The sequence below is a fragment of the Nostoc cf. commune SO-36 genome (assembly GCF_023734775.1).
Taxonomy (GTDB): Bacteria; Cyanobacteriota; Cyanobacteriia; order Cyanobacteriales; family Nostocaceae; genus Nostoc; species Nostoc commune_A.
In genome coordinates, this window is the sequence record NZ_AP025732.1 from 654,031 (window position 1) to 679,129 (window position 25,099).

The following is a 25,099-nucleotide window of genomic DNA, read 5'->3' on the forward strand; positions in this document are numbered from 1 at the left end:
TAGAAGTTATGTTTTTTTTGGCGAATTCAAACAGGCAAAACTGCGATTGCAACAATAGTAGATAATGGCACTTCTGCAAAGTATTGTTGCTGAAATTGTTCTTCTCGGACAGCAGCTAAAAATTGGGCAACTGCTGCCTCAGCAACGTTTTCTGCACTATCGCTTGGATTCCAGGTGATTTGCAAATAACGGTCTTGTCGTTTAACCGTGAAACCTAAATATTTTAAAGCTTTGATTCCTACAAGTAAAGTTTGGTCGCTGATGCCGATTTTCTCTAAAAGTTGTACACGGGTAACTAGTTGATTTGTGCGACTGAGATATTGGCAATTCCGACAAGAGTTAGCCAAATTTGTTTGGGTGGTTGGTAGCTGGTTTAGACCAAGCAATGGCTAATTGTGGCTGATTGTCAAGCCCAGATGCAGAACGATTTGTATTTAGACATCGCCGCAAAAGAGCGCGTAAATCATCCCAATTTGTGGGACAATCTTCAAGCAAAACTGGGGGAGTCGAGAGAGAATGGGGAGTCGGGAATTTACGCCAGTCTAAAATAAGCGGTGAATACTGAGTACTGAGTGCTGAGTTAATACTCGGACGCACAGCAATTAATCTGATTTCATAACGTTTTTTGAAGCTGTTGTAGTCTAGTTCGGCGATGCAATCACACCTTCCTACAGGCAATTCATCTTTATAATGTCCCCACCATAAGCCAGGAAAAGCGCTTTTAGTAGAATCATCCCGAATGTCAAACTCGGTTTTAATATACTGTACCTTTTTCCCTTGCCAATCCTGCTGATTGCGATGCCAAGCATTTTCAAACCAGCAGTTTTGAATTAGCAATTTCGGCACAGGATTGCCCATTCCACAAGGTTCTAGCAGTTTCAATTCCAAAAATAACTCTTTCCCTAAGTCTGCCACTGTTACTGTCAAGTCTGCTTGTACGGTTGGCGTTAGGGTTGTACTACCTAAAGATAGCCGTAGTTGCTGATTAATCGCCGCCGCAAACAAAGGAATGTTCTCCACCAACAAACTTAAACCTGCTGCAAAGGGATGTCCCCCAAAGCGATGTAACAAATGTGCTTGGTCTTTCACCAGTTGGTATAAATCCACAGAATTCACCGAACGGGCAGAACCACGGGCAAGAGATTGGGAAGAGTCTTCTCCAGTAGCCAATCCCTCAGTGCTTAACAAGATAGTTGGGCGGCCTGTTTCTTGTGCTACTTGTCCAGCGACTAAGCCCAATACACCCGCAGGCCATTGGGCATCTTCTAAGACTATGACGCTGGTGGTTGATAAGTCTAATTGAGTCAGTTTTTGTGCTACTTGCGCTTGCACATCTTTTTGTAAAGATTTCCGGCGGGCGTTGGCGAGTTCTGTAACTTCGGCTAGTTCGTTACAACGTCTAACATCACGACTAGTTAATAATTCCACGCAGAAACTGGCATCACCTTGGATGCGGCTGACGGCGTTAATTCTTGGCCCCAAACCAAAAGAAATATCTGTGGGGCGATCGCCACTTTTCTGGCACAATTCTAATAATCGCCCTACCCCTGGCCGTCGCCGCCCTGCTGGTGGCTGTTTAAAATCTTCTTGCAGTCGTTGAATTCCCATCTGTGCTAAGTAGCGGCAATCTCCACTCAACTGCACTAAGTCGGCAATTAATCCAATTGCAACTAAATCTAATAAATCTTCTAATGGATGTTTGGCAATATTAGGCAGGGTTTGATATAGCGCTTCCACTAACTTATAAGCTACCGCCACCCCAGAAAGATTAAATAACTGATGTTCTCTTGGCAAATAGCGGGGATTGATAATCGCGGCGACGGGTGGGCGTTCGCTGGGTAAGGTATGATGGTCTGTAATGATTGTATCTATGCCTAGCTGTTTTGCATAGATAATTTCCTCAACATTTGTGCTACCTGTGTCGCAAGTAACTATTAATTTGCAACATTGTTTTGCTAAATTATCAATCCCTTGCTGATTAAGTCCGTGGGATTCTTTTAAGCGATTGGGAATATAGTAAATTAACTGGGTATTTTGAGCAAAAAACTGTCCCAATCCATCCCAAAGTACAGATGTGGCGGTAATGCCATCGGCATCAAAGTCTCCCCAAATAGCAATTTTTTCTCTAGTATTATATGCTTGTTGCAACCGTGCGATCGCTAGATGCATTTCTTGCCCAAACTCAAAGGGACTTTTTGGTTGATAATCTTTATAGTTAATAAAAGCTGTTAATTGTTGATGATCTTTTATTCCCCGTTGCCACAACAATTGCGCTGCATACAGTCCACTTGATGCGGGTGTATGCTGTTTCACTGCTTGGATAAACCACTCTGGCGGTTGTTCGGTTGTTGTTATAATCCACTGCTGTTGTTCTGGCATACAAAGAAAGTTAGGAGTTAGTTGTAGAGACGCGATTCATCGCGTCTGTATAAGAATTAAGAGAGACACGATTCATCGCGTCTGTATAAGAATTAAGAGAGACACGATTCATCGCGTCTGTAGAAGGGGTTGGTCAAAATAATTCTAAGTATGATTTGAGGCGATGCCTATGGCAACTCCTTCAGGTGTACGCGCAAAATTTCTTGAATTACCTGTTGTACAGCTTCTTGACTCAAGCTGCCATCTACCCGGACAATTCGTGAGGGATGAGATGCTGCTAAATGTGCGTATCCTTGTTGAACGCGCCGATGAAAAGCGATTGTCTCCTGTTCAATGCGGTCTAATCCTACATTATCTAAGAGTTTGCGGGATAGTCCTACTTCAACATCAACATCTAGCCAAATAGTTAAATCGCTCTCTAAACCACCAGTAGCAATATAGTTAAGCTGATTGATTAAACTCATGTTAAGACCTCGACCATATCCTTGGTAGGCAATGGTAGAGTCAGTGTAGCGATCGCATAAAATATATTTTCCGGCAGCGAGATTTGGTTTAAGTTCTTGTTCAATGTGTTGCGATCGATCAGCAGCATACAACAAAAGTTCTGTGACTTCAGCAACTGGTTTATCCTCTGCCTTTTCTAGTAGCAAGCGGCGAAGATGTGAACCTAACTCTGTTCCTCCTGGTTCACGAGTTACCACCACAGAAACCCCTAGATTTTCCAACCACTCAGAACAAAGCTGCATTTGGCTGGTTTTGCCACAGCCTTCCACCCCTTCAAATACGATTAATTTGCCACCCATGCTTTTTGTGTTCGCCGCAATAAACTGATTCGCTGATGTTTTATCAAGAATAGCGCGAAGTGTAAAATCTTAACCTGCAATTGCGATCGCTGCCGATGATTTATATCACCGCCCATAGTCACAACTACGAACTACAAATTAGGAATTATTTTAACTTTTCTAGGACTTACGCACTGTACAAACGAATGATCTTGTGTATTAACGTAAATAGGTCGTTTCAGCCTTTTCCAAACCACCCTTTATTAGTTGCGATCGCAAAAAGATAGTTGAAAAATTTAGCTAAAAGCTTTGAAAAGCATACCTGTCATTTCGGCTTTTCTGTCAATGCGTAAGTCCTATTTTCTTAATAAAAATATGATTCAGCAGTCAATGATTATTATCGTCATGGGTGTGTCGGGTTCTGGTAAAACCACCATAGGAAAACTGCTAGCAGACTCGTTATCGTGGGAGTTTAGCGACGCTGATACTTTTCACTCCTCAGAGAATACTGACAAAATGCGGCGCGGTATCCCTCTAAGTGAAGCTGATAGGATACCTTGGTTGCAAGATTTGCAAACAGCCATAAACCATTGGTTGCAAGAAAGTAAAAATGTAGTGCTGGCATGTTCGGCTTTAAAAGATAGCTATCGGCAATTTTTGGTATTGGATAGCGAACGCATCAAGCTAGTTTACCTCAAAGGGTCTTATGAGTTGATTCAAAAGCGGTTGCAAGAGCGCAGCAATCATTACATGGGTGAAAAACTTCTCAACAGCCAGTTTTATACTCTTGAAGAACCATTAGATACCATATCTATAGATGTTGCACAGCCACCCCAGATAATTGTCCAAAACATTAGAACAGCTTTGGAAATTTAGCTTATTGGTGACAGAGGTAAGATTCAAATTAATCACTTTGGAACCAAGGCGTTTGTTATGGCTGACTTATAAAGCTAGATTTAACCCTGATATGCCAAGCCTGGGAATGGCAACGCCAGTCGCCTCAAGTCGGGAAACCCGCCCACGGCGCTGGCTTATCTTTATCTGCCACCATCGATAATAATCACCAATCTTTAGTACTTCTCAGTTACGGTGGGTAAGAACTAAATGATGTGCTAAGGTAATTAAGTGAGAATAAAATTCGGTACAGCGTTTGTTTTTAGTATTGACAGGCTTTTCCCTTTGGTCTTAACAAGCTTGTCTCCGAAATCTAAATCTCTACACACCTATGATTTTGGAGATAACGCATGTCAATTTATGTAGGTAATCTATCCTACGAGGTCACACAAGAAGACCTCAATTCTGTCTTTGCCGAACACGGTACTGTAAAACGGGTTCAGTTGCCTACTGACCGTGAAACAGGACGTCCACGCGGCTTTGCTTTTGTAGAGATGGGTACAGAAGCTGAAGAAACAGCTGCCATTGATGCTCTTGATGGGGCTGAATGGATGGGACGCGACCTTAAAGTTAATAAGGCTAAACCCAAGGAAGATAGAGGTGGTTCCTTTGGTGGTGGCAACCGAGGCAACAGTGGTGGTGGCGGTGGATACAATCGCTCACGCTACTAAACTTTAATTAAAACAGCAAAAGTCTCTCAATCGGGCTACGGAGTTCTAGAGGCTATTGTCTATGAATTGGAGTAGCTCATACTATACCGCCTAGCGGATAGTGTTTGGTAATTCAAGATCAAAAATTAAGTTTTAACGTCTTAAGGGCAGAATCATTATCTGCCCTTTTTGCACTCCGGTCTACTGGATGGCTTAAAATTGCCCAGTACCAATTAAGTAGGAGATGAAGATGACCCAAGTATTTGTGGGCGAAAATGAAGGAATTGAGTCAGCCTTACGTCGATTTAAAAGGGAAGTTTCCAAAGCAGGAATTTTTCCAGACATGAGAAAGCATCGTCACTTTGAAACGCCTTTAGAAAAACACAAGCGCAAAGAAGTGGCAAGGCACAAACAACGCAAGAGAAATTTCCGTGCTAATTGATAATTAGCAATACCTACGGTGAGCTACGCTAACGCACTCTCTCATTAGATTCTTAGCTGTCGAAGAGGCGATCGCTGCTATACTCTGAAGTAGAATCTAATGAGTAGGTTTTGACCTTCGGCAACCTTTCCCGCCTTTCTGCATCAATCAAAGGTTACAGGGATAAGTAGATAGAAAATGAGTCAAAAGAGTTGATAACTAAATGAATTAATAATAAAAATTAGTGATAGTTTACTACTCTTCACTGCCATTAACTTCACTATTAAATAATTGTATCAAAATGATTGCACGAAATCTAAAGCAAAAGTCAGAGCTGAGGCTTCCTCTGCTCTGAACTTTGTAAAAGAATGTCCTTATTTAAGAGATTTCCACTTAAAAAACATCCCATCTTAGGAGCGCAAGACCTTGTAACCTTACAAGTCTACAAATAATTTGGGATAATTTATTTTTTGTAAGTCCCTTAAATCTCCTAACTTTAGTTATGGGGATTCACTGTTAGCTGATAACCCTTAAGCACTATATTTCACTCGTAAATAGAGATGTACTTGCCCTAATTTTATTTTTTGTACAGTCTGATTTACGAGCTTTCAGAGCTTTTTTCCCCCTGAGAAGAAAGAGAGCGAATTAACTCCCGAATTACATCAGTTGCTGGTCTTCCCGTTATTGAACAGTATTGTTCAAGCTTTTGTGCTTCACTTGAGGTGAGATTGATTGTCAGTCGTTTAGCAGCCCATTTTTTATTCATGTATTAGACAAGGTATGTTTTTAAACTACTTTTCTAATATCAATCATCTAAGCTGCTATTACAATGGTATAATCAATGACATTTATTTTAAGTAATCATGAAGTTGGATAGGATATTTTTCTAAACAATAGTGAAAAAGCTAAGTATATTTTAAAGCATAAAGTTTAGCTACTTTACAGGCAGCAATTATAAATAGAATGTAAAAGTAGTATTAAATTATATCAATACAGAATAAGTATTTTTACAATACCTTACAAAGAAAGGCAGGGGGCAGAAGTACAAAAACTTTAGTTCTGAGTCGAATGGCACTAAGATAAGTCCAAAGTCTTGTGTTGCCTCGTTCCCAGGCTCCAGCCTGGGAACGCATTCTGGGAGGCTCTGCCTCCTCTTTCTTTACGAGAGGCGGCAGCCCATTTGGAATACATTCCCAGTCTTCAGACTGGGAACGAGGTTAAATAAGCCTTTCGCGTTTTCTTAGTGCCATTCAGTTCTGAGTCATTGCCCTTTATTTTTTTAATAAGTCATGTGCTAATAATATATCCGCAGCATTTTTAATCAGATCAAATGATATTCCTGACCTTTGTGCAATATCTAAGAGAGTATGGTCGCCATCAGATAAATTTAAAACCCACAATATTGCCATTTGATTTAGTTCGCTATCTTTATGACCACCAGTTACCCGATATATTCCTCTTTTACCTAACTGTGGCTCACATTTAGGGTTCTTGTTGTAGTAGATTTCGTTATTGTTGAGGATATACAACATTGAATGACATTGCAAGAATGACTCGGCAAGATATTGGGGTTGAACGAAATTTAAATCATCTGCTGAGGTATGGTATTCAGGAAAACTACCATGAGGCGATCGCATCAAGCAACCTACAGCTAAATTAAACCCAGGTGAGCAATATTGTCGCTCATCGTAGCCATAGGGGAAAAAATCTATAATTTCGTAATCTTGTTTTGAGTTTGTGAGTACATAAGCAGCAACTTTATCAATTTCAGTGTTAGCTTTACGGCTTTTTTTGTAAGTAAACTTGCCTGAATCTCCTAAACAAGTTAATACTAAGCCGTGTTTAATATTATTGACTTTAGCTTCGTTGAGAGCCAACCACGTAATTGAGCCAATGGTTCCGGGAATCCAGAGAAATCGATAGGAATATCTTGATGTAGTTTGACTTAAGTATTTAGCGATAAAAGTAGCGATCGCAATCCCCGAAAGATTATCATTACAAAGTGAAGGATGACAGGTGTGGCAAGAAATTAAGACTTCATCACTACTTTCTCCAGGGATAAAATACTCACCATAAGTCAGATAACCAGGTTCGAGGGAAGAATCAATACATACTTCATATTCTTCATCATTTAATTGTAAATACTGATTGTGACTGAGGCAAAAACCCCAACTTTCCTTGTAATATGAAGTTCGGTAAGGAATCCAATCAGGGTGTTCTGGAAGTGTAAATAGATGTAATTTAAGTTCTTGAAGAGATAATTTTTGATGTACGGGAATACTATAGTTAACAACGTGTAAATTTGAATTGGTAAAATCTACAATTTTTTTACCTTGAGAGTTTTTAATATAAGCATCTTTAATATTCCATTCTTTAGGGATTGTCCAATCAAATACCTCTGTTCCTGTTGGCACTTCATGAACTGATAAAGGAATATGCTGCTGGAGAATTTTTAAGGTTTCTCTAAAACCATCACCTGTAATACTACGGCAAAGGGGATATAAATCAGAAACTAGTTGGTAAAGTTCTAGACTAATATCCTTGAGGTTAAAAGAGTTTTTTAGGTCAAGTAAATTAATATTCTGAAGTCCATCTGCAACCATAAGTAGAATCCTTGTTACCTGATGTATTCAATCTATTGTTGATGTTTTATTACATTTTTTTCGATTCAAATAAACTCCAAGCTCTATCTTTTTCCGAAATTTCAGTCACAGGTAGAGGCCATTCAATCCCAAAAGCTGGGTCATCATAGCGATAGCCATTTGCATATTCTGGGGCGTATAAGTCACCCATTTGATAATTCACTTCGGTTTCGTCGGTAAGCGTTTGGAACCCATGAGCACACCTCTCTGGGATATAGAGAGCAAGGCGATTTTCAGCAGTCAATTTTATACCAATATGAGATAAATAGCTAGAAGATTCTGGACGCAAATCGATTATTACATCATAAATACCTCCCTTAATACAACGCACCAATTTTGTTTCCTGAGAAGGAGGTTTTTGATAATGCATACCCCGCAACGTGCCTTTTTTATAGTTAAAAGATAAATTGCATTGGGCAATAGTAGGTTTTAAACCACGATCTTTAAATTCCTGAATGCAGAAACTCCGAGCAAAAAAACCTCGGCTATCTCGCTGCAACTCTAAATCAACAATAAATGCCCCTTTTATTTTAGTTTCGGTGAATATCATGAATTTGCAAATTTGGGATAAAATTATAAGAATCTAGTTTTTTAGAAAAATATTTTTCGACAGTAAAATGCCTCAGCATATTTACTCGGTGAGTTAGATTCAATTCCGCGAATTCGGAGAATCGAGCGAAAAGTATCTTCTGTAAACCACTGCTTAGTATTTTGGGTGTGAAAAGCCTCTAGAATATATTGAATTTTTCGGCGGCAAAATTCCTCATCTAAATGCACAAAGAAGTTAGGAATACCCAAATCACCATCATATTTTGGTATCTCATATTCCAAAATTAAATGGTTTCTAAAGGTATTCCAAGTCAAATCAGAAATTAAGCGGTGATCTTGGTGGCGATCGTCTCGATGATGAGTAAAGATTATATCTGGTGCAAATTCCTGCTTCAACTGCTCAAAGCATTCCTTCACTTTTATCCCTTCAAAAGGTAAAAAGCCATCTCGAAAACTTTTAATGATAATTTTCTTGACGGGAATTTCTTTTAAGAAAAGATTGGCACTTATAGTTGCTTCTTGCGCTCTTTGTTCGTTGGAACTAAAGACAACCCAATAGATAACAACATATTGGTAATTCTCTATCAGTTTTAAGATTGTGCCCCCACAACCAATTTCTATATCATCGCAATGAGAACCTAAACAAAGGATTCTATACTCAGATTCTTCTGTTTTATTGAAGCTAAGTTGGATCATACATCAGTTACTTCTAGTTCTTTATCTCTCCATACTTCCCAAGGTCTTTCGCCTTGAGCATACATATCATCCAACTGTTGCTTCTCTTTAAACGTATCCATTACCCCAAAAAAGCCAGTGTATCTATACGCAAAAAGTTCTTTTTTCGCAATCAGTCTTTGAAAAGGCTCAAGAACAAGTTCTTCGCCACGATTAATATAGTTAAAAATCTCTTTTTTAAAGATAAAATACCCTCCATTAATCCAAATATCACGTTTCTTGACCTCTTGGATATCCTTCACCAAGCCATCCTCATGCATGTCAACTAGGTGAAAAGTTTGGCTTGGTCTTACGCATAAGAAACTACCGATTTTATCACGCTGATAAAAATGATTAATGTATGTTGGTAGATGCAAATCTGTCAAACCATCGCTGTAGTTAGCTAAAAATACTTCTTCTCCTTCTAAATACTTTTCTACTGCCTTAAATCTTTGTCCAATATTGGCAGTTAAACCTGTATCTACAAATGTGATATTCCAATCTTGAATATCCCGATTAAATAACTCAATTTTGCTCCCATTGGAAAGGCTAAAATTATTAGAAAGCCATTCATTGTAATTCAAAAAATAGCTTTTAATGAGGTCAGCCTTGTAACCAAGACATAAGATAAAATCTTTGTGCCCATAGTGAGCGTAGTATTTCATTACGTGCCATAATATGGGTCTATAACCAATAGTCACCATTGGTTTAGGAATACTTTCTGAATACTCCCTCATTCTGGCTCCTAAACCGCCACAAAATAAAACTACTTTCATCTCACTCTCCCCTTTTTAATAATAAAAAATATCAAATTTTTAAGAGTAGATATTAACTTCAGGAATGGGAACAACAAATTTACCACCCCAATCCCGAATGTAAGCTATTTGTTTCATAATTTCATTTTTCAAATTCCAGGGCAAAATTAGTACATAGTCAGGCTTTGTTTCTACAATTTTGTCTGGATGAAAAATCGGAATATGAGTACCTGGTAAAAATTGACCTTGTTTGTAAGGGTTACGGTCTACTGTATAATCAATAAAATCTGTGCGAATACCACAATAGTTTAAGAGAGTATTTCCCTTACCCGGAGCGCCATACCCAACAATCGTTTTTCCCTCTCGTTTAATTTTGATCAAGAAATCTAATAACTTACGTTTGGTTTCCTTGACTTGTTCACCAAATGAAAAATAGTATTCTAATTTCGTAAAGCCAGCCGCTTCTTCTCTATATTTCAGTTCTGATACTTGGTGGCTAACAGGTTTAGAAGAGCCTTCGCTGTGGCGAGCATAAATTCTCAAGGAACCGCCATGAGTAGCTAATTCTTCTACATCAAAAATTGTCAAGCCATGAGCAGCAAAAATCTTTTCTACGGTGATAAACGAAAAATAAGAGAAATGTTCATGGTAAATAGTATCAAACTGATTTTCCTCAATTAACCGCATTAAGTGAGGAAATTCCATAGTAATTACACCATGCGGTTTGAGGATAATTTTCATCCCTTTGACAAAATCATTGAGATAGGGTGTGTGGGCAAGGACATTATTTCCTAGTAATAAATCTGCTTGTTTACCCTGAGTAACCTGTTCTTTGGCTGTCTCCTGTCCAAAAAATTTGACAACTGTAGGAACACCTTTGTTTATTGCTACCTCAGCAACATTTGCTGCTGGTTCTATTCCCAGCGCCGGGATGTCTTTGCCAACAAAGTATTGTAGTAGGTAGCCATCATTGCTAGCAATTTCTATTACCTGACTTTTGGAGTTTAATTGAAAACGTTCTACTACTAAATCTACGTAATTCTTGGCGTGTTGCAACCAGCTATCAGAGTAGGAAGAGAAATAAGCATAGTCACTAAAAATATTTTCTGGGCTAATATATTCTTGCAGTTGAACTAAAAAACATTCCTCGCAAACATAGACATGTAGAGGATAAAAAGGCTCTACTTCATTAAGTTGTTTCCGGCTCCGATAGCTTTCACAGGGAGGAGACATACCTAAATCTACGAATGTATGCTGCAATCCTGTCCCACAGAACATACAGTTACCAGTTATTGGTTGATTATTTGTTAGTTTTAGTAAATTCATATTTTATATTCTTTTGCCAAATGCAGATTTTTAATCTAAACAGTCCGCCAGAAGAAATCTTGATCGATTTGCTGAGTGCGAATAAGATATTCCAGTTGTTTCAGGCGAGTAAAGCGTCTAGATTCAAATGTTTCTCTGTCCATATCAATTTGCTGGAAGACATTATAGAGTTGTTGGGCACCGCTTTGAACGTCCCACTCACATTTAAATCCTGGTAAATTTTGATTAATTTTATCAAATGAAACCCGATAGCTGCGGTTGTCAGGATCATGTTTACCAAAGCTTAATTGACAACCTGTAAAGACATCTGCAACTATTTGAGCAATTTGCTTGACTTGATAGTTGCTATTTGTATTACCCACATTAAAAATTTGGTTGTGAATTACATCATGCGGAGCTTCTAAGGTACAGATAATTGCTTTGCAGATATCTAAGAGATGCACTAGAGGCCGCCAAGGTGTACCGTCGCTGTTCATCTTGATTTCTTTAATTGTCCATGCCCAACCTGCTAAATTATTTAAGACAATATCAAAGCGCATTCTCGGTGAGGCTCCATAGGCTGTGGCATTTCGCAAAAAGGTGGGAGAAAAGCCATCATCAGCAAGAAGTTTCACATCCTGTTCAACAAGTGCTTTGCATTTGGCATAAGCTGTTTGGGGATTGATGGTAGACTCTTCGTGAACATAATCCTCAGTGGCAAAACCATAGACACTGCATGATGAAGTATAGACAAAGCGCTGGATTCCAGCTGCTTTTGCCAGCTTTGCCAAATGTACTGAACCTTTGTGGTTGATATCATAAGTGATATTAGGCGCTAACTGACCTAAAGGGTCGTTGGAGAGTTCTGCCATGTGAACTACTGCTTCTACCCCTTCTAGGTCTTCTGTTGTGATGTGACGGATGTCTTTGTTGAGGGTTTTGGCAGTTAACTTAGTGCCGTTATATAGCCAACCCACTTTATAAAAGCCAGTATCCAAACCAATTACTTCATGACCTTGTTGGATCATTAGGGGAGCCAATAACGAGCCGATATAACCTTCAGTTCCAGTTACAAGTACTTTCATATCCTATTATTTTATGGTGCGATCGCACTTTATGAGGTTTTCAATTCAGTAGGAATGCTTTGTTGTAGTGCAACAGCTAGATAATTGTGTGCTTCTGTAAGATCAGGCTGAAGAACAATTGCCTGACGATAGTAAGCGATCGCAGTCTGCCAGTCACCTACTTGAGAGCTACTTTCTCCCAATTGGCAGTTTAACATCCCATAGTAAGCCTGCTGTTCCGGTAAGAGTTTTCCCTGGGCATGGAGGGCATTGCCCAAATTCACATCGGCTTCAATAAATTGAGGTTTTAGCTCTAAAGCCTTTTTATAACAGGTGATAGCTTTATCCCACTCACCTTGTTGATAAAAAGCATAGCCCAGGTTGTTGTAGATTGGGGCTGAATCTGGACGCAGTTCCAGCGCTTGATGATATGCATCTACAGCTGCGGTCAATTCTCCTTGTGATTGCCGTAAATTAGCTAAACTAAACCAGATTTTCACTGAGTTTGGCTGGACTTGTAATGCCCTACTCAGAAACTCCTCAGCCCTCTGAGGATTCCCCATCTGTTCAGTCAGAATACCTAATCTGTACAATGCTTCCGGGTGTTCGGGCTGAATATCTAAAACTTCACGGTAAGCCTGTTCTGCTTGAGTAAAACGATTAGCTTGGTAATGTTGAACACCTTGTTGCAGGAGTTCAATTACACTGTCAACACCTACAACTTCAGGCAAAGATCCAAAATCAAAATAAAGTGAAAATTGTTCTTCATCAATATATTGAAAACCTTTGTTGTTTTCTTTGAATTCTGGAGATAATGGAACCAGTTCTACTTCCTTGAATTTATCTTCAAAAAATTGGTTAAGGTTTTCTGAATGGGTACCATAGTTACCTAGACCACTGTCTTTTTTTAGAAAACGTGTATGCCAGAAAATAAAACCTAAATAATAGTATTCTAGTCCATGCCATCCAATTATACTGAATAGCGGATCGTTGGGATTTTTCACAAATATATGATTGGGTGAAACAGTCCAATATACTAGGTCTCCATCACCCAGAGCAATGTCATTTAAATTAATGCAATACTGGTTATCGTCTGGGTTTTTCCAAAGATTAAGTCCAGAAAAAAGCAAAGCAGTATTTTGAAGCGGATTTTTCTTCAACAAATTATAAATATCCTTAAGGTATTCAGGAATACCAACATGATCTCCATTAATCACGACGCATGTTTTGTATCGCGTTAGGCTGAGGTTAAAATTAGCATAAAAGGTAAAAGAATTGACATTGTTTACATCTAATTCTAATTGCTCTTTTGTATTGGGTGAATATACCCGTTGCAAGTAATTAAAAGCTCTGATTTTAGGATAATACTTCCTCTCATATTCTTCAATAATTTGAGGTGAATTATCTGTGCAGTCATTAAAAAACAATAACTAATTCATCTATGGCATCAATCCAAGTGTCAATCACTTGTGCCAAAAATTCTTCCTCATTATGAATTAGCATCACGCCACTGATACCATCTTGTCGGTTTTGTGGCTCAAAGGAAGATTTATCAATGACTGGATGCTCAACTTGGATAATTGCCATAGCTTTTATACCTCTGTGTTTAAGTTATAAGGAGGTGATGTTTTTATGATTTAAAATAAATTATTCCTGCTCTATTTTATATTAAAATCTAGTGGCTGATTAACTAAAAATTATGACTTAATTCATAATCTAGAACAATTTTGAAATAATTTAATTTTGCAAGAATGCCGCTTGATTTGCAACCAGGTAAATAAATTTGCCACTGCACCAGAAGAGCGATCGCATTACAATTTTAAGAGCTTTTTGAACCATGCGAAGCGATCCTGCAACTTTATCAAACTGCAAAGCAATATGAGCTTGCCATCAACAATATTTAAAGTAATGGCTACAAGATTTTGCTGTGATTTTTACAGAAATATAATCTTTGTAAATCTTAATCGCACGTTGCAGGCATAGATCCTGAGATCCTGATAGTATAGCTTTGTTGGTGGTTCTGCTGTTGAGAAATTTTGCCTAAGTTGAGGTGAATTTCTCCGTAGTTGGCATTAAGTTCCAAGAGTTTTTGATAACAGACGATCGCCTCTTCTAATTCCCCTTGTTCTTGTAGCGCCAACGCCAAGTTATAATGAGCTTCTACCAAATCTGGCTGTAGTGCGATCGCTTGCTTATAATAAACAATAGCAGTCTTCAAATCCCCGACTTTTTTCCGAGCCAAACCTAATTTGTAATTTAATTCTGCATAGTCGAGTTTTTGCTCGCTAGAAAGCTTACCTTGTTCGTAAAGAATATTACCTAAATTTACCTCAGCTTCAATACAGTTGGGCTGTAATTCCAAGGCTTTTTCATAACAAGCGATCGCTTCTTCTAATTTACCTTGTTGTTGCAGTGTGTAGCCTAGATTGTTGTGTATCGCTACCAGATTTGGCTGTAGGGATAAAGCTTGTTGATAAGCTGCTTGTGCTGCTGTTAACTGGCCTTGAGCTTGATGCAAATTGCCTAAACTGAACCAAGCCTTAACAAAATCTGGCTTAACCCGAACGGCTGCATTCAGGAAATCCTCTGCCTCTTGAGGCTGAAGTAACTGTTGCGCTAACATACCTAAGCCGTATAAGGCATCAGTGTGATCTGGTTGTGCTTCCAGAATCTGATGATAAACCTGCTGGGCTTCAGTTAAACGATTAGCTTGATGATGTTCAACAGCAAGTTCGAGAGCTACAGGAATAGCATCTATGTAACTCTTTTTGTCAATTCCTGGATTTATTTGAGGAATAACCTCAAACATTTTTATAATTTCTTCTTTATATTTAATTGGTAGTTTTATTAGACATTCTAATCCTATCCCATCTTCCATTTGGGAAAATAAAATCATATTGTTTATGATCTTCAGTGAGTTGCTTAACTGACGATTTTCCCAAAAGATATCTAGTTTTTGAAAAATATTCTCATACTGATAAATTTTAGATTCATAAAATTCATCATCTGTATAATAATTCTTTCCTCTTTCTATTATTTTCCAAAAATCTTTCCCAAAAAATTCTTGTTCTCTTTTAAAACTTTCTGTATTACTATGCTCACGATAATAGGATAAAACTTTTGGCAGATAATACCATTTCAACTCAGCTTTGCTTGCCCGTCTCCAATATTCCCAGTCGGCATAAAAACGAATATCGTCTGCAAAATTACCAATTTTGTCAAAAACTTCTTTATGAAAAATTGTGCTATGGATATGGAGAGGATTGTCATAGATAAAGTTGTTTCTAAATTCATCTCCAACCCATCCTTCTGATTCTAATGCTGGAGATTCAAAGGTAACTTCATTCTTGCTATTAACATTAAAAAACTGTGCAGTAATTAAATCAGCATCGGGATATTTCTCAACTATATTTTCCCATTCTATAAATGCATTCTCTATCACCCAATCATCATCATGAAGTAAATATATCCATTCCCCGTTTGCCATTTGTAAACCCATGTTTACATTTTTAAATTCTCCTTGATTTTTTTCTTGGCAAAAATAATGAAATACATATTTTTTCTGAGTTATTTGTTGCTCATATTTCGATATTATGGCTTCAATATCATGACGATTTATACTGGTACTGCCATCATCCATTAACAGAATTTCAGTGCTTCCCTGATGATTTTGGCGCAATAAACCTTGCAGCCAATCTTCTAAATAAGTGATTCGATTATACAGAGGTGTTATGATTGTGAATTTAAAGCTTTCTGAGGTTGAGTAATCTTGAAGAATAGCCATGATTTATATGTTGTAACTGTTCGATAGATTTAAATCAGTTAGACAAAAACTTAACTTGAAATTGTGGAAATTACTTTTAATAATCCTTGTTGGTGCAGAGAATAGCCCAAATTCTTGTAAATTGGCAATGAGTCAGAGACTAAGACTAGAGCGAACAAGTATGTTTCATTTGACAAGAGAGATGTTATTAACAGTATAGCTGAAAAATAAGTCTTGAGTTAGTAATCAAAATTACTAACTCAACGACATGATGGAGTTTCCGGTTAACAAAGCCTTTCACACAAAAGGAATCACCATCTTATCGTATAATCAGATTATGAAAAAATCTGATTCTTTTAACTTAGACGCTTGTAAATCAGGGCCTTTTAGGGAATGAAACAAGTAATTAGCCTTAAGCAAAAAATATTGATTGAGGGCTATCAATCTGACTGGTACTCACACCGGAAATTAGTATTGTTTGTTGATAAAATGAAGAATCTAATGTGAGTAAAGCACCATTTGTAGTATCTGTTATACTACCTAGCTCTACCCAGCCATCTAATATAATCTTATCAATACCAATCTGGAAATCTTGAATGGTATCAAAGTCATTTTTCAACAAGGTATCGCTACGTTTGAAAAGAAATGTGTCATTACCATCGCCACCAATCAAGACATCATCACCCAAACCACCATCTAGGACATCATTACTCAAACCACCATAGAGTGTATCATTGCCATTACCACCATTCAGGACATCCTTACCTTGACCTGCGTCAAGGATATCATCACCTCTATTTCCATTTAGCGTATCATTCCCTAAGCTGGCATAAATTTTGTCTGCACCGTTGGTTCCCCTCAGCTTATCGTTCCGAATCGTGCCATAGATAAAATCTCCACCCAGGTTGCCGATTAAAGTATCCCCTGTTACTTCAACGTCACTGGTATTAATTTGGACTATAGTTAGATTAGTATTGCGCTTAAAATTCCGCTCATAAGTCCCAACAGCGCGACCATTCACGAAGTCACTACCATTGTTGCCATCAATATCAGAACTTTTATTACGACTATTGAGCTTGACATTGCTACTACGACCAAAAGTTACATTCCCAATTTGATCAGAGGAGATTAATTTACCCTGGATGCCAAAATAATCTAAAACTCTGGCCCTGTTGGGGTTTGTCGTATCTAACACCAAAAAAGTGGTTGTAGACTTAGCCTTGTTATATTCAACGTCAGGATTTTCAATTTCTTTAGCTTTTAGTGCTAAATCTGCTGAAAAATCAAAAGAGAAGTTTTGATTACGTCCTAACCGCAAAATTAGCAAGTACCTTTGTTTCGCTGTTGGAATTACCTGTAAACTGACCATCTAATCCAATGACTTTAGTATCAGTGAAGAGTGATGAAAAAGTTGGGTCATTCTTAAAACTCGCTTCAGCAGTAGCAAGAGCATTAATTACGCCACCTTTAATTAATAAGTTCACCTCGGTATCAGTCAAAGCTTCTAAGGCACTTTGACTATAGTTTGAAAAAATAGCATCCCCTTGAGCAGTAGCAAAATTAGGATTGGGATCGGGGGTAGGATTGGGTACTGGCTTAGGATTGAGATCAAGCTTAGACTTGCCCTTGAAAGTACTTAAGGATGCACGTAGACCTCTTCGTTCTGCTTTTGACATCAAAACCTCTGTTGATTTTATTTAGTTATACCGATTCTCTATTGGGTGAGGTACAGTTTTGACATCTCTCCTAAAAGGAGAAAAGCTTCGAATTTATCACCCTTCCACTGGGAGGAAGGGGGTTAGTAGGTCTGTCTGCATACCTGTACCTCACCGAATTGAAAATGGCTTTCCGAGTTCTAGGCGTAAAAAGTCGGAAACTAATTGTCTCATATTTTACAATCTAAGTTTCTCGATATCCTTATGAACCTGTCAGTTTTTTGATAACAAACGATGTCTACGACGGGCTACGCCTAAGCTTCTTCCATCTTTCCCTGTTCTTGCAGTACCACCCCCAAGTTATAATGAGCTTTTGCTAAGTCGGGCTGTAGTGCGATCGCAGCTCGATAGTAAATAACAGCAGTTTGCCAATCACCTGCTTCTTGGCGGGCAACGCCCAAATGATAATTTAATTCAGCGTAATAGGCTTGTTTCTCTGTTGATAGTTTCCCTTGGGCAAAAAGTGCATTCCCTAAATTGACTTCCGCTTCTATGCAGTTGGGCTGAAATTCCAGAGCTTTTTGATAAGATAAGATCGCTTCGTGCCACTTACCTTGTTGTTGCAGGGTGTAGCCCAAATTATTGTAAATTGTCCCTGCATCTGGCCGCAAAGTAATAGCTCTTTGGTAAGCGTCTTCAGCTTCTGGTAACTGTCCTTGGGCTTGACGCAAGTTGCCTAAACTAAACCAAATTTTCACGGCGTTAGGCTGAACTTGCGAAGCTGCACTCAAAAATTTCTCCGCTTCCGGGAATGCACCTTTTTGCTGTGCCAGCATCCCTAAGCCATATAATGCTTCTGAATAGTCTGGTTGTTCTTCTATTATCTGACTATATAGTTCTTCAGCTTCGTCTAAACGATTAGCTCGATGATGTTGAACTGCAAGTTGAAAGAGTTCAGCAATATCTTGAGCATCAAATTGTCTTGGTTTATTAACCAGCTGCAAAATAAAATCTTCCAGCGCTCTGACTGGCTTTAAATCGCCATATAATTTATGTTTATTTTCTCCAACTTGCTGGGAGATATATTGCCGATACTTCGCATCTTTCCCCAGACGGATGGCTATTTGCACATATTCTGCTTTACTCGAAGCGATCGTCTCTTCTATACCCATCATCTTCAAAATTGCCAGAGAATGCCGTCCCCGCATCAGTTCTCCTGGTAAAGTGACAACCGGAATATTGTGGGCAATAGATTCGAGGGTAGAGTTACATCCAGACCAACCAATACTATCTAAAAAGACATCTGCTAAAGCTGTAGTCCCCGCAAATTTAGTCTCACTCAGAGAAGACAAAAATAAACAGTGATTTTGATAATCCAACCCTAATGCTGCAAAAGCATGATTTAAGCGCTGGCGAAATACTTCTGTAGTCTCTTCACTTGTGTGCTTGATAAATACAAATTTAGAATTCTCTAGCTCTTTCGCAATGGAAGGAAAAACATCATCATGATTGGGCAAATATTTATATAATGACTGACAACACCAGAAGAAAATATCATCCTCTTTTAAACCTATATCTGGTTTCTTAATTTCTTCGGGTAGAATTTCTAAAGGTATGTAATGAGTAGATAAATTTGGTAATTTAACTATTTTTTCTGTGTAATGTTCTTGAGCATTTTCTGGTTCCATTAAATCACTGCTCAAGTAATAGTCAATAGTCGGTAAGCCACTGGTATCAGGGTGTCCCCAAGATGTCATTTGAATAGGCGCTAATCGAAGACAACCCAGTTGGGTTGTCATTATGTCCATGCCAAATTCTGGGTAAATTAGGATATGTAATTTATCGTGTGCTATTGTTTCACACAATTGTTCAACTGAGTAAGCACCATGAATAAATTTATCAAAAGTTTTGTTGGCACTGATTGTTGAATCGTCTTGTTGTATCCCAGGCTGATAACCAAATAGTTCAAATTCACTTCTATCTAGATTTTCTATCCAACCTTTAATAGGAATTTTCCAATTAGAATGATTATAGAAAAATGCCGAGATAATACCAACCCGAATCTTTTGATTTTTATCTAAACTTGGCATCAAAAGCGGCTGGCTATATTGGGGATAGCGACTCGACATCATCTGGCAAATCATTTCCCCATAAGTCTGCTGTAAATCTCGGTCATTGAAGCCTTGATATGCTAAATAAAAAGGCTGGAATGTTCCCACACCCTCGGCTGCTTTTGCCCGTTCTTGTTGATTACTTAATTCACAAGTTTTAGCTAAATTTTGCAAATGCTGTTGATATTGATTTCGTCTAAATGTAATTTCATCAACACTAGAATAAATAATTGGCAGTTGGCTGATACAAATACCCAATTTAGCAAAAGCATGGTTTGGCGTAAGTTTGACAACTTGTTCAAACGCCTCTACTGCTGCTTGCATTTTGTTAATTTGTGTAAATACTAATCCTAAGTTGAAATAGATGTAATCAATATCAGGTTGGACTTTAATAGCTTGTTGATAGGATTCTATAGCGGCATCAAATTGATTTAGTTCCCTCAGAACATTTCCTAAGTTGTTATGGCTGATTGCAAAATCAGGTTTAATCTTTAGGGCATTTTTGTAAGCTTCTATTGCTTCTTCAAATTTTCCTTGTTCTTCGAAAATATACCCTAAGTTGTGATAGGCGTAATGATAGTCTGGTTTAATTTTTATTGCTTGTTGCTGACAATTTATCGCCTCATTTAATCGCCCTTGTTTTTGGAGTACCTCTCCCAAATTACTATGAGCTAATACGAAATCTGGCTGCAATGCGATCGCTTGACGATAATATAACTCTGCTATCTTGAAATCGCCTGTTTGCTGCTTACTGAAAGCAAACTGATGATTTAAGTCTGCGTAGTGGACTTGTTCTTCTGGTGAGAGCTTGCCTTGAATGTGAAGAACATTACTAATGTTGACTTGCACTTCTATGCAGTCGGGGAGAATTTCTAGTGCTTTTTTATAAGAGGCGATCGCTTCTTCTAGCTTACCCTGTTGTTGGAGAGTAAACCCCAAGCTGTTGTGTATTGCCGCTGCTTGTGGCTCTAATTGCAGAGCTGCTTGAAAAAATTGTTCTGCATTTTGATATTTTTCCTGCTGCTGCGCCAGCATACCTAATCCATATAATGCCTCTGACTGCTGGGGATTTATATCTATAATTTGACGATAAACCTCTTCGGCTTGGATGAAGCGCTTGGCTCGTTGATATTTACTTGCGAGTTGGAGAGCCTCAGGAATTGTAGTCATGTCGCTTTCCTCCAAATTCAATTAATATTCCTTTTATTCTCATATCTGCAAGGAACTCAAGTTTCTGAAACTTATAACTGAACTCGCTTAAAATCAACTAATATTTATGTCCACTTAACTACTTACTAAACTTAGTTAAAACAAGTTTTACCTTTCGGGGATCTACGAAAGGCTTAGAGGTTGTTTCAAAAGTAGTTGACTGTAATTTGAGGCACTCATTGATCCCCCCTAACCCCCCTTAAAAAGCTACGGTGTACACACAAGCACCATCTGAAAAGGTTTCAGGCGTTATAGACCCCTTAAATTGTCATTACGAGCGCAGTGATAACGAAGTAATCACATAATCCCGTGAGTTTTTGCGATTGCTTGTCTACGACACGCTCTTGCGAACGTCGTTCCTCCTCCCAATGACAGACTTTCAGAGCGATCGCACAATCCTATTGCTAGAGGACGAAACCAATTGTCAGGTGGGATTTCACGACTTGTGTGTACACCGTAGCCTTAAAAAGGGGGGGAACCCGGAGTCAAAGTCCCCCTTTTTAAGGGGAGCCAGTGCGATCTTGGGGGTTTCCCCCATGAGCAACTGGCGTGGATTTAGGGGGATCTAAAAGTTTTGTTACCGAGAAAAGGACTTTTCAAACATCCTCTTAAGGCTACGAGAAAGTATTTCACTTATGACTATTAACCCACAGTCTCAATTTAGAGGGAGCAGACAGCAAGGAGACTAGCCTGGGTTATAGGACTATATGTTGTAAAGTTTTATTGCGAAAGCAGTTATTTGAGAACAAACAATGTATTTTAGGTGAAAGCCGAAGGTTCAAATGAGCTAAGAGCCTTCGGCAATTTATGAATCTACTAGGTTCAACCTAACTCTACTTACAAAAGTTAATACCTTATGTAAGTAGAGTTTTATTATTAATTAAGTCATTCAGTGGGAATAAACCAAGTTATCTTAAGAAAAGTAAACAGGCTTAAAACCCTTACGAATTGCTAACGACAAAGTACAGCCATCGCCAGTTAGCTTTAATTGCGTCGACCTACTTAATTACTATCAGGCGCTAGCAGATGATGAATTTGAGGTAGAGTTAGAACTTGTAGGAGTTGCATTAGTAGTAGTACTGGCATTAGTGCTTGTCGAAGGACCGGTTGCACTAGCGTTAGCACTTGCAGTAGCGGTGTTGGGGGTAACCGCTGGTGGGGGTGTAACAACAACTGGGGGTTTAACAGGGCGATTATAACGAGGACGGCGGTTCTTAGAACCAGCACCACCAACTACGCCTTCGACGGAAACGCTAACTTCCAAGTAGTTTAGATCAGAAATAATCATTTGAATTTCTCCTAAGAGTTGCAATTATTGTTGGGAATCTTTCGGTGGAACAAACTTTTTTTGACCACATCTTTACTATAGTTTATTTCTCAAAAAAGTCAATACTTTTTTGAGAAATTTTTGATTAATAAAACTAATATATTCAAGTACGAAAATAATCATATATAGTGTTAAGTTACTTTAAAAATAATTGCATAACAAAGTTAGTAAAAATAAAAAAATTTATTGCTCAGCAAGAATTACAGCTATTAAGCTTAGTTTTTAATTACCCTAAAGCAGCAGTTTTATGAATACATTTACAAAACGCTAATAACAAAAAATATTCAGTTTTTAAGTAAATAAAATTAGTGTTAACAACATTCTTGAAAACTAGGGCATCTACCCTAAATCAAGGGGAGATAGTTAGCTACAAAAACATTTGGATTTAATGAACTATTTAGTATTGGTGAATAACAGGCTTAAATCTTCTCTAGCAATTCCTCCTGCGATCGCATATTTGTATCCGAGTCTATTTGAGTAACTATTTTCACCCTGTCGATTTGTTGCTCTAACCAATCAGCAAATAATTCTGTAATAATTTTCTGGCGCAATTGTTCATCTAATTGGGGTTGAATGACTTCTTCCACCCAAATTAAATGCACTCCCTTAAGAGTCGTAATCGGTTTGAGAGCTTGTGGTGGTGCAGCAGCAAATACAGCGGCTGCAATCTCTGGACGAAAATCTTTACGATATCGAAGTCCTTGGTATCCATAAGTACGTCGGGCTTCTGGTTCTGAAATATATAAACGAGCAATTTCTGGAAAACTGATTTCGCCTTCTTCTAGGGCATAAAAAAACTCTAAAGCCAAGTCTCGATCCTCGAAGACGACTTCGTAGGTAATGGAGGCGACATAATCCAGCTGGTGTTCATAAAAGTGCTTTTCGAGTTGATGGGAAAATAGATGATTCGCTAACTTCCGCGCAAGGATGTTGTTGTAGGCTAATTCTTCAAACTGATCCACAGACAGGTGGTGTTTTTCTAGCCATGCCCAAGTGTCTTTAGCTTTAACAAGCTTCTTGGCAAGCCGTAAGTCATCTCCTTCTTGCTGTAATTCTTCTGATGTGACTGTTATTCCTGCTGCTTGAGCTGTTTCGGCAATAATGCTTTGCGATGCGATCGCTTTCACCACAGCAGGTATATGACAGGAGAGTTTAAGACTATGAATGATATCTGAAGTAGAAATGGTCAGATTATGGGGCATAACACGATATCTCCAATAATTAAGGGAATTGGGTATATATAGGGCATTGATTATTCCTCTTCTCTCCCTTGTTTTATTTCCTCGCTTTGACTACATCTCTAAACCGTTTTTTTGCAGTTTCTTAAACGGATCTAGAACAAAGTCAATTACCCGTCGTTGACGAATGATGACTTCAGCATTCGCTGTCTGTCCGGCACCTAACAGAATACGTTTGTTGCCAGTTTGGACATACTGCTGGTCTAAGGTGATTTCTAATTCATAGTTTTCGATATTGCCTTGGGGTGTTTGGGTAATTTTCGAGTCAGGCGAGATCCAAGCAACTTTACCTTGCACGATGCCATACTCTTGGAAGGGATAAGCATCAAATTTGACTTTTACTGGCATTCCTAGCTTCAAGAAACCGCTATCTTGATTAGGCATACTTGCTCTAAGTACAAACTCTGCTTGCTTCGGTGCGATTTGGGCAATCCTTTGACCGACTTGTACCACTGCTCCTGCCTTAGTGGTGGGTAATTCAAAAATCACCCCATTAATTGGCGATCGCACCACTCGTTGCTGAATTTGCAACCTTGTAGATATAAGCTGGCTTTTAGTCTGAGCGATTTCTGATTGTGTTGCTGTTATTTGTGCCTGTACGTCTTTTAGCTGCTCCTGATTTTTCATGACAGCCAGTTCTCCGGCTTGCATGACGCTTTTATAGCTATTTTGTTCTCCTTGCAGTCGGAGTTTTGCTTGTTTGATATCAGACTCTAACGTTTTGATAGTTACTTGGTAACGATTTATCTCTTCCGCCAAACGAAATTCAGCTTGTTTAATCTCTGATACAGACTTGTTATAGAGTCGTTTGCTTTCTTGCTCTTCTTTTTTTAGTTCATCAACTTGGGTTGCAGAAACCGCGCCATCGTTAACCAGCTTGCTAAAGCGTTCAACTTGCTTAGAATCTATACTCCAACGGGTTTTAGCCGATTCCTGATCTTCACGACTGGTGTCAATCTGCTGCTCTGCTTGGTTAACTAATGATTGCTTTTCTAACTTTTGCAGGTTATAGCTACTCAGTTTCGCATCCAGGTCTTGCTGCACCTGGTTGACTTGAGCCATTTTTTCTAATTCTTGGGATTTATTTTGTTGCTCTAAGAGGCTAGTTGACATTAGGAGTTGATTTTTCAGCAATTCCAGTTGAGATTGCCGATTTTGTAGCCCTTGCAATTTGCTCTGGACTTGTTGCAGTTCCGTTTGCAGCAGTTCAGAATCCAGTTCCAGTAAAATCTGACCGGCTCTAACTGTATCTCCTTCTCTGACCGGAACTGCTTTGACACTCCCACTAGCTTGAGCGTCTAATTTTTGAGTTGCGCCTTTAGGTTCTATACGTCCTCTGGCGCTACCAGTTTCATCTACTTTCGAGAGTGTTGCCCAAGGCAAGAATAGACCAGTAAAGCCAATGAGCGCATACAACAAACCACGAGTCCAAACTTGAGGTAAGGCATTGAGCAATCCTTCTGTACCGTAGTACAAATCTTGACTCTCATTTTCTGCCTCTGTCTGCTCGTCGAATTCTACTGATTCCTCTTGCTGTGTGTAACCTTGATACTTATCTTGCTCATCTTGGGGAAGTGGCAATGATCTATTGGGATTTGGCATGGTTCTATTTCCGATAACACTGGGGACTGGGGAGTAAGG

20 protein-coding genes and 1 pseudogene are annotated in these 25,099 nt (G+C 38.6%); 3 read left to right on the forward strand and 18 right to left on the reverse strand.

The window, feature by feature from the left end; genetic code table 11:
* Positions 1 to 26: 26 nt before the first annotated feature.
* Positions 27 to 2,379, reverse strand: a pseudogene (recJ, locus tag ANSO36C_RS02935) (single-stranded-DNA-specific exonuclease RecJ).
* Positions 2,380 to 2,546: 167 nt separating this feature from the next.
* Positions 2,547 to 3,182, reverse strand: coding sequence for a dTMP kinase (gene tmk / locus ANSO36C_RS02940; RefSeq protein ID WP_251958316.1), 636 nt, complete (start codon positions 3,180 to 3,182; stop codon positions 2,547 to 2,549).
* Positions 3,183 to 3,551: 369 nt separating this feature from the next.
* Here tmk and ANSO36C_RS02945 point away from each other — a divergent pair, with 369 nt between their 5' ends.
* From ANSO36C_RS02945 to rpsU, 3 genes are all read left to right on the forward strand, one after another.
* The gene (locus tag ANSO36C_RS02945) at positions 3,552 to 4,037 is read left to right on the forward strand and encodes a gluconokinase (protein ID WP_251960235.1); all 486 of its coding nucleotides are present in this window, start codon (positions 3,552 to 3,554) and stop codon (positions 4,035 to 4,037) included.
* Between the two features lie 368 nt (positions 4,038 to 4,405).
* A complete protein-coding gene (locus ANSO36C_RS02950) occupies positions 4,406 to 4,726 on the forward strand; it encodes an RNA recognition motif domain-containing protein (protein WP_190943173.1) in 321 nt (106 codons plus the stop codon).
* 229 nt (positions 4,727 to 4,955) lie between these two features.
* The gene (gene rpsU / locus ANSO36C_RS02955) at positions 4,956 to 5,147 is read left to right on the forward strand and encodes a 30S ribosomal protein S21 (RefSeq protein WP_109007426.1); all 192 of its coding nucleotides are present in this window, start codon (positions 4,956 to 4,958) and stop codon (positions 5,145 to 5,147) included.
* 577 nt (positions 5,148 to 5,724) lie between these two features.
* Here the strand turns inward: rpsU and ANSO36C_RS02960 are convergent.
* The 16 genes from ANSO36C_RS02960 to ANSO36C_RS03035 all read right to left on the reverse strand — a co-directional run bounded on the left by ANSO36C_RS02960 (position 5,725) and on the right by ANSO36C_RS03035 (position 25,060).
* Positions 5,725 to 5,892, reverse strand: a complete 168-nt coding sequence (locus ANSO36C_RS02960; RefSeq protein ID WP_190943171.1) for a CopG family transcriptional regulator — start codon at positions 5,890 to 5,892, stop codon at positions 5,725 to 5,727.
* 505 nt (positions 5,893 to 6,397) lie between these two features.
* Positions 6,398 to 7,729 (reverse strand): DUF4910 domain-containing protein, encoded by a 1,332-nt coding sequence (locus ANSO36C_RS02965; protein ID WP_251958317.1) that lies wholly within the window; start codon positions 7,727 to 7,729, stop codon positions 6,398 to 6,400.
* 49 nt (positions 7,730 to 7,778) lie between these two features.
* Complete coding sequence (gene rfbC, locus ANSO36C_RS02970) at positions 7,779 to 8,318, reverse strand: dTDP-4-dehydrorhamnose 3,5-epimerase (protein WP_251958318.1); 540 nt, start codon at positions 8,316 to 8,318, stop codon at positions 7,779 to 7,781.
* A 41-nt stretch (positions 8,319 to 8,359) separates the two neighbouring features.
* Positions 8,360 to 9,013 (reverse strand): PIG-L deacetylase family protein, encoded by a 654-nt coding sequence (locus ANSO36C_RS02975; protein ID WP_251958319.1) that lies wholly within the window; start codon positions 9,011 to 9,013, stop codon positions 8,360 to 8,362.
* Positions 9,010 to 9,807, reverse strand: a complete 798-nt coding sequence (locus tag ANSO36C_RS02980; RefSeq protein WP_251958320.1) for a sugar phosphate nucleotidyltransferase — start codon at positions 9,805 to 9,807, stop codon at positions 9,010 to 9,012. The genes ANSO36C_RS02975 and ANSO36C_RS02980 overlap by 4 nt, the downstream gene beginning before the upstream one ends.
* A 39-nt stretch (positions 9,808 to 9,846) precedes the next feature.
* Entirely contained in the window at positions 9,847 to 11,112 is a 1,266-nt protein-coding gene (locus ANSO36C_RS02985) for a class I SAM-dependent methyltransferase (RefSeq protein ID WP_251958321.1), read from the reverse strand.
* 35 nt (positions 11,113 to 11,147) lie between these two features.
* Entirely contained in the window at positions 11,148 to 12,176 is a 1,029-nt protein-coding gene (locus tag ANSO36C_RS02990; RefSeq protein ID WP_251958322.1) for an NAD-dependent epimerase/dehydratase family protein, read from the reverse strand.
* A gap of 29 nt (positions 12,177 to 12,205) precedes the next feature.
* On the reverse strand, positions 12,206 to 13,372 hold the full coding sequence (locus tag ANSO36C_RS02995) for a tetratricopeptide repeat protein (protein ID WP_251958323.1): 1,167 nt from the start codon (positions 13,370 to 13,372) through the stop codon (positions 12,206 to 12,208).
* 199 nt (positions 13,373 to 13,571) lie between these two features.
* Positions 13,572 to 13,742 (reverse strand): hypothetical protein, encoded by a 171-nt coding sequence (locus tag ANSO36C_RS03000; protein ID WP_251958324.1) that lies wholly within the window; start codon positions 13,740 to 13,742, stop codon positions 13,572 to 13,574.
* Positions 13,743 to 14,115: 373 nt separating this feature from the next.
* Positions 14,116 to 15,939: a tetratricopeptide repeat protein gene (locus tag ANSO36C_RS03005; protein ID WP_251958325.1), complete on the reverse strand. Its 1,824-nt coding sequence runs from the start codon at positions 15,937 to 15,939 to the stop codon at positions 14,116 to 14,118.
* Between the two features lie 391 nt (positions 15,940 to 16,330).
* Positions 16,331 to 17,245, reverse strand: coding sequence for a calcium-binding protein (locus ANSO36C_RS03010; protein WP_251958326.1), 915 nt, complete (start codon positions 17,243 to 17,245; stop codon positions 16,331 to 16,333).
* A complete protein-coding gene (locus ANSO36C_RS03015; protein ID WP_251958327.1) occupies positions 17,220 to 17,594 on the reverse strand; it encodes a hypothetical protein in 375 nt (124 codons plus the stop codon). The genes ANSO36C_RS03010 and ANSO36C_RS03015 overlap by 26 nt, the downstream gene beginning before the upstream one ends.
* Positions 17,595 to 17,887: 293 nt before the next feature.
* Positions 17,888 to 20,854, reverse strand: coding sequence for a tetratricopeptide repeat protein (locus ANSO36C_RS03020; RefSeq protein WP_251958328.1), 2,967 nt, complete (start codon positions 20,852 to 20,854; stop codon positions 17,888 to 17,890).
* A 1,051-nt stretch (positions 20,855 to 21,905) separates the two neighbouring features.
* Positions 21,906 to 22,181 (reverse strand): hypothetical protein, encoded by a 276-nt coding sequence (locus tag ANSO36C_RS03025; RefSeq protein ID WP_251958329.1) that lies wholly within the window; start codon positions 22,179 to 22,181, stop codon positions 21,906 to 21,908.
* A 458-nt stretch (positions 22,182 to 22,639) separates the two neighbouring features.
* Positions 22,640 to 23,422 carry a peptidylprolyl isomerase gene (locus tag ANSO36C_RS03030; RefSeq protein WP_251958330.1) on the reverse strand — a complete coding sequence of 261 codons (783 nt, stop codon included), beginning with the start codon at positions 23,420 to 23,422 and terminating at the stop codon, positions 22,640 to 22,642.
* A 90-nt stretch (positions 23,423 to 23,512) separates the two neighbouring features.
* Positions 23,513 to 25,060: an HlyD family efflux transporter periplasmic adaptor subunit gene (locus ANSO36C_RS03035; protein ID WP_251958331.1), complete on the reverse strand. Its 1,548-nt coding sequence runs from the start codon at positions 25,058 to 25,060 to the stop codon at positions 23,513 to 23,515.
* Between the last annotated feature and the right edge of the window lie 39 nt (positions 25,061 to 25,099).

Excerpts from the sequence above, each read along its gene's own strand:
- ANSO36C_RS02990 (WP_251958322.1), bottom strand. The coding sequence starts at position 12,176 with ATGAAAGTACTTGTAACTGGAACTGAAGGTTATATCGGCTCGTTATTG.
- rfbC (WP_251958318.1), bottom strand. The coding sequence starts at position 8,318 with ATGATATTCACCGAAACTAAAATAAAAGGGGCATTTATTGTTGATTTA.
- ANSO36C_RS03030 (WP_251958330.1), bottom strand. The coding sequence starts at position 23,422 with ATGCCCCATAATCTGACCATTTCTACTTCAGATATCATTCATAGTCTT.
- ANSO36C_RS02985 (WP_251958321.1), bottom strand. The coding sequence starts at position 11,112 with ATGAATTTACTAAAACTAACAAATAATCAACCAATAACTGGTAACTGT.
- ANSO36C_RS03000 (WP_251958324.1), bottom strand. The coding sequence starts at position 13,742 with ATGGCAATTATCCAAGTTGAGCATCCAGTCATTGATAAATCTTCCTTT.
- ANSO36C_RS03035 (WP_251958331.1), bottom strand. The coding sequence starts at position 25,060 with ATGCCAAATCCCAATAGATCATTGCCACTTCCCCAAGATGAGCAAGAT.
- ANSO36C_RS02960 (WP_190943171.1), bottom strand. The coding sequence starts at position 5,892 with ATGAATAAAAAATGGGCTGCTAAACGACTGACAATCAATCTCACCTCA.
- tmk (WP_251958316.1), bottom strand. The coding sequence starts at position 3,182 with ATGGGTGGCAAATTAATCGTATTTGAAGGGGTGGAAGGCTGTGGCAAA.
- ANSO36C_RS02945 (WP_251960235.1), top strand. The coding sequence starts at position 3,552 with ATGATTATTATCGTCATGGGTGTGTCGGGTTCTGGTAAAACCACCATA.
- ANSO36C_RS02965 (WP_251958317.1), bottom strand. The coding sequence starts at position 7,729 with ATGGTTGCAGATGGACTTCAGAATATTAATTTACTTGACCTAAAAAAC.
- ANSO36C_RS03015 (WP_251958327.1), bottom strand. The coding sequence starts at position 17,594 with ATGTCAAAAGCAGAACGAAGAGGTCTACGTGCATCCTTAAGTACTTTC.
- ANSO36C_RS02950 (WP_190943173.1), top strand. The coding sequence starts at position 4,406 with ATGTCAATTTATGTAGGTAATCTATCCTACGAGGTCACACAAGAAGAC.
- rpsU (WP_109007426.1), top strand. The coding sequence starts at position 4,956 with ATGACCCAAGTATTTGTGGGCGAAAATGAAGGAATTGAGTCAGCCTTA.
- ANSO36C_RS02975 (WP_251958319.1), bottom strand. The coding sequence starts at position 9,013 with ATGATCCAACTTAGCTTCAATAAAACAGAAGAATCTGAGTATAGAATC.
- ANSO36C_RS03025 (WP_251958329.1), bottom strand. The coding sequence starts at position 22,181 with ATGATTATTTCTGATCTAAACTACTTGGAAGTTAGCGTTTCCGTCGAA.
- ANSO36C_RS03005 (WP_251958325.1), bottom strand. The coding sequence starts at position 15,939 with ATGGCTATTCTTCAAGATTACTCAACCTCAGAAAGCTTTAAATTCACA.
- ANSO36C_RS02980 (WP_251958320.1), bottom strand. The coding sequence starts at position 9,807 with ATGAAAGTAGTTTTATTTTGTGGCGGTTTAGGAGCCAGAATGAGGGAG.
- ANSO36C_RS03020 (WP_251958328.1), bottom strand. The coding sequence starts at position 20,854 with ATGACTACAATTCCTGAGGCTCTCCAACTCGCAAGTAAATATCAACGA.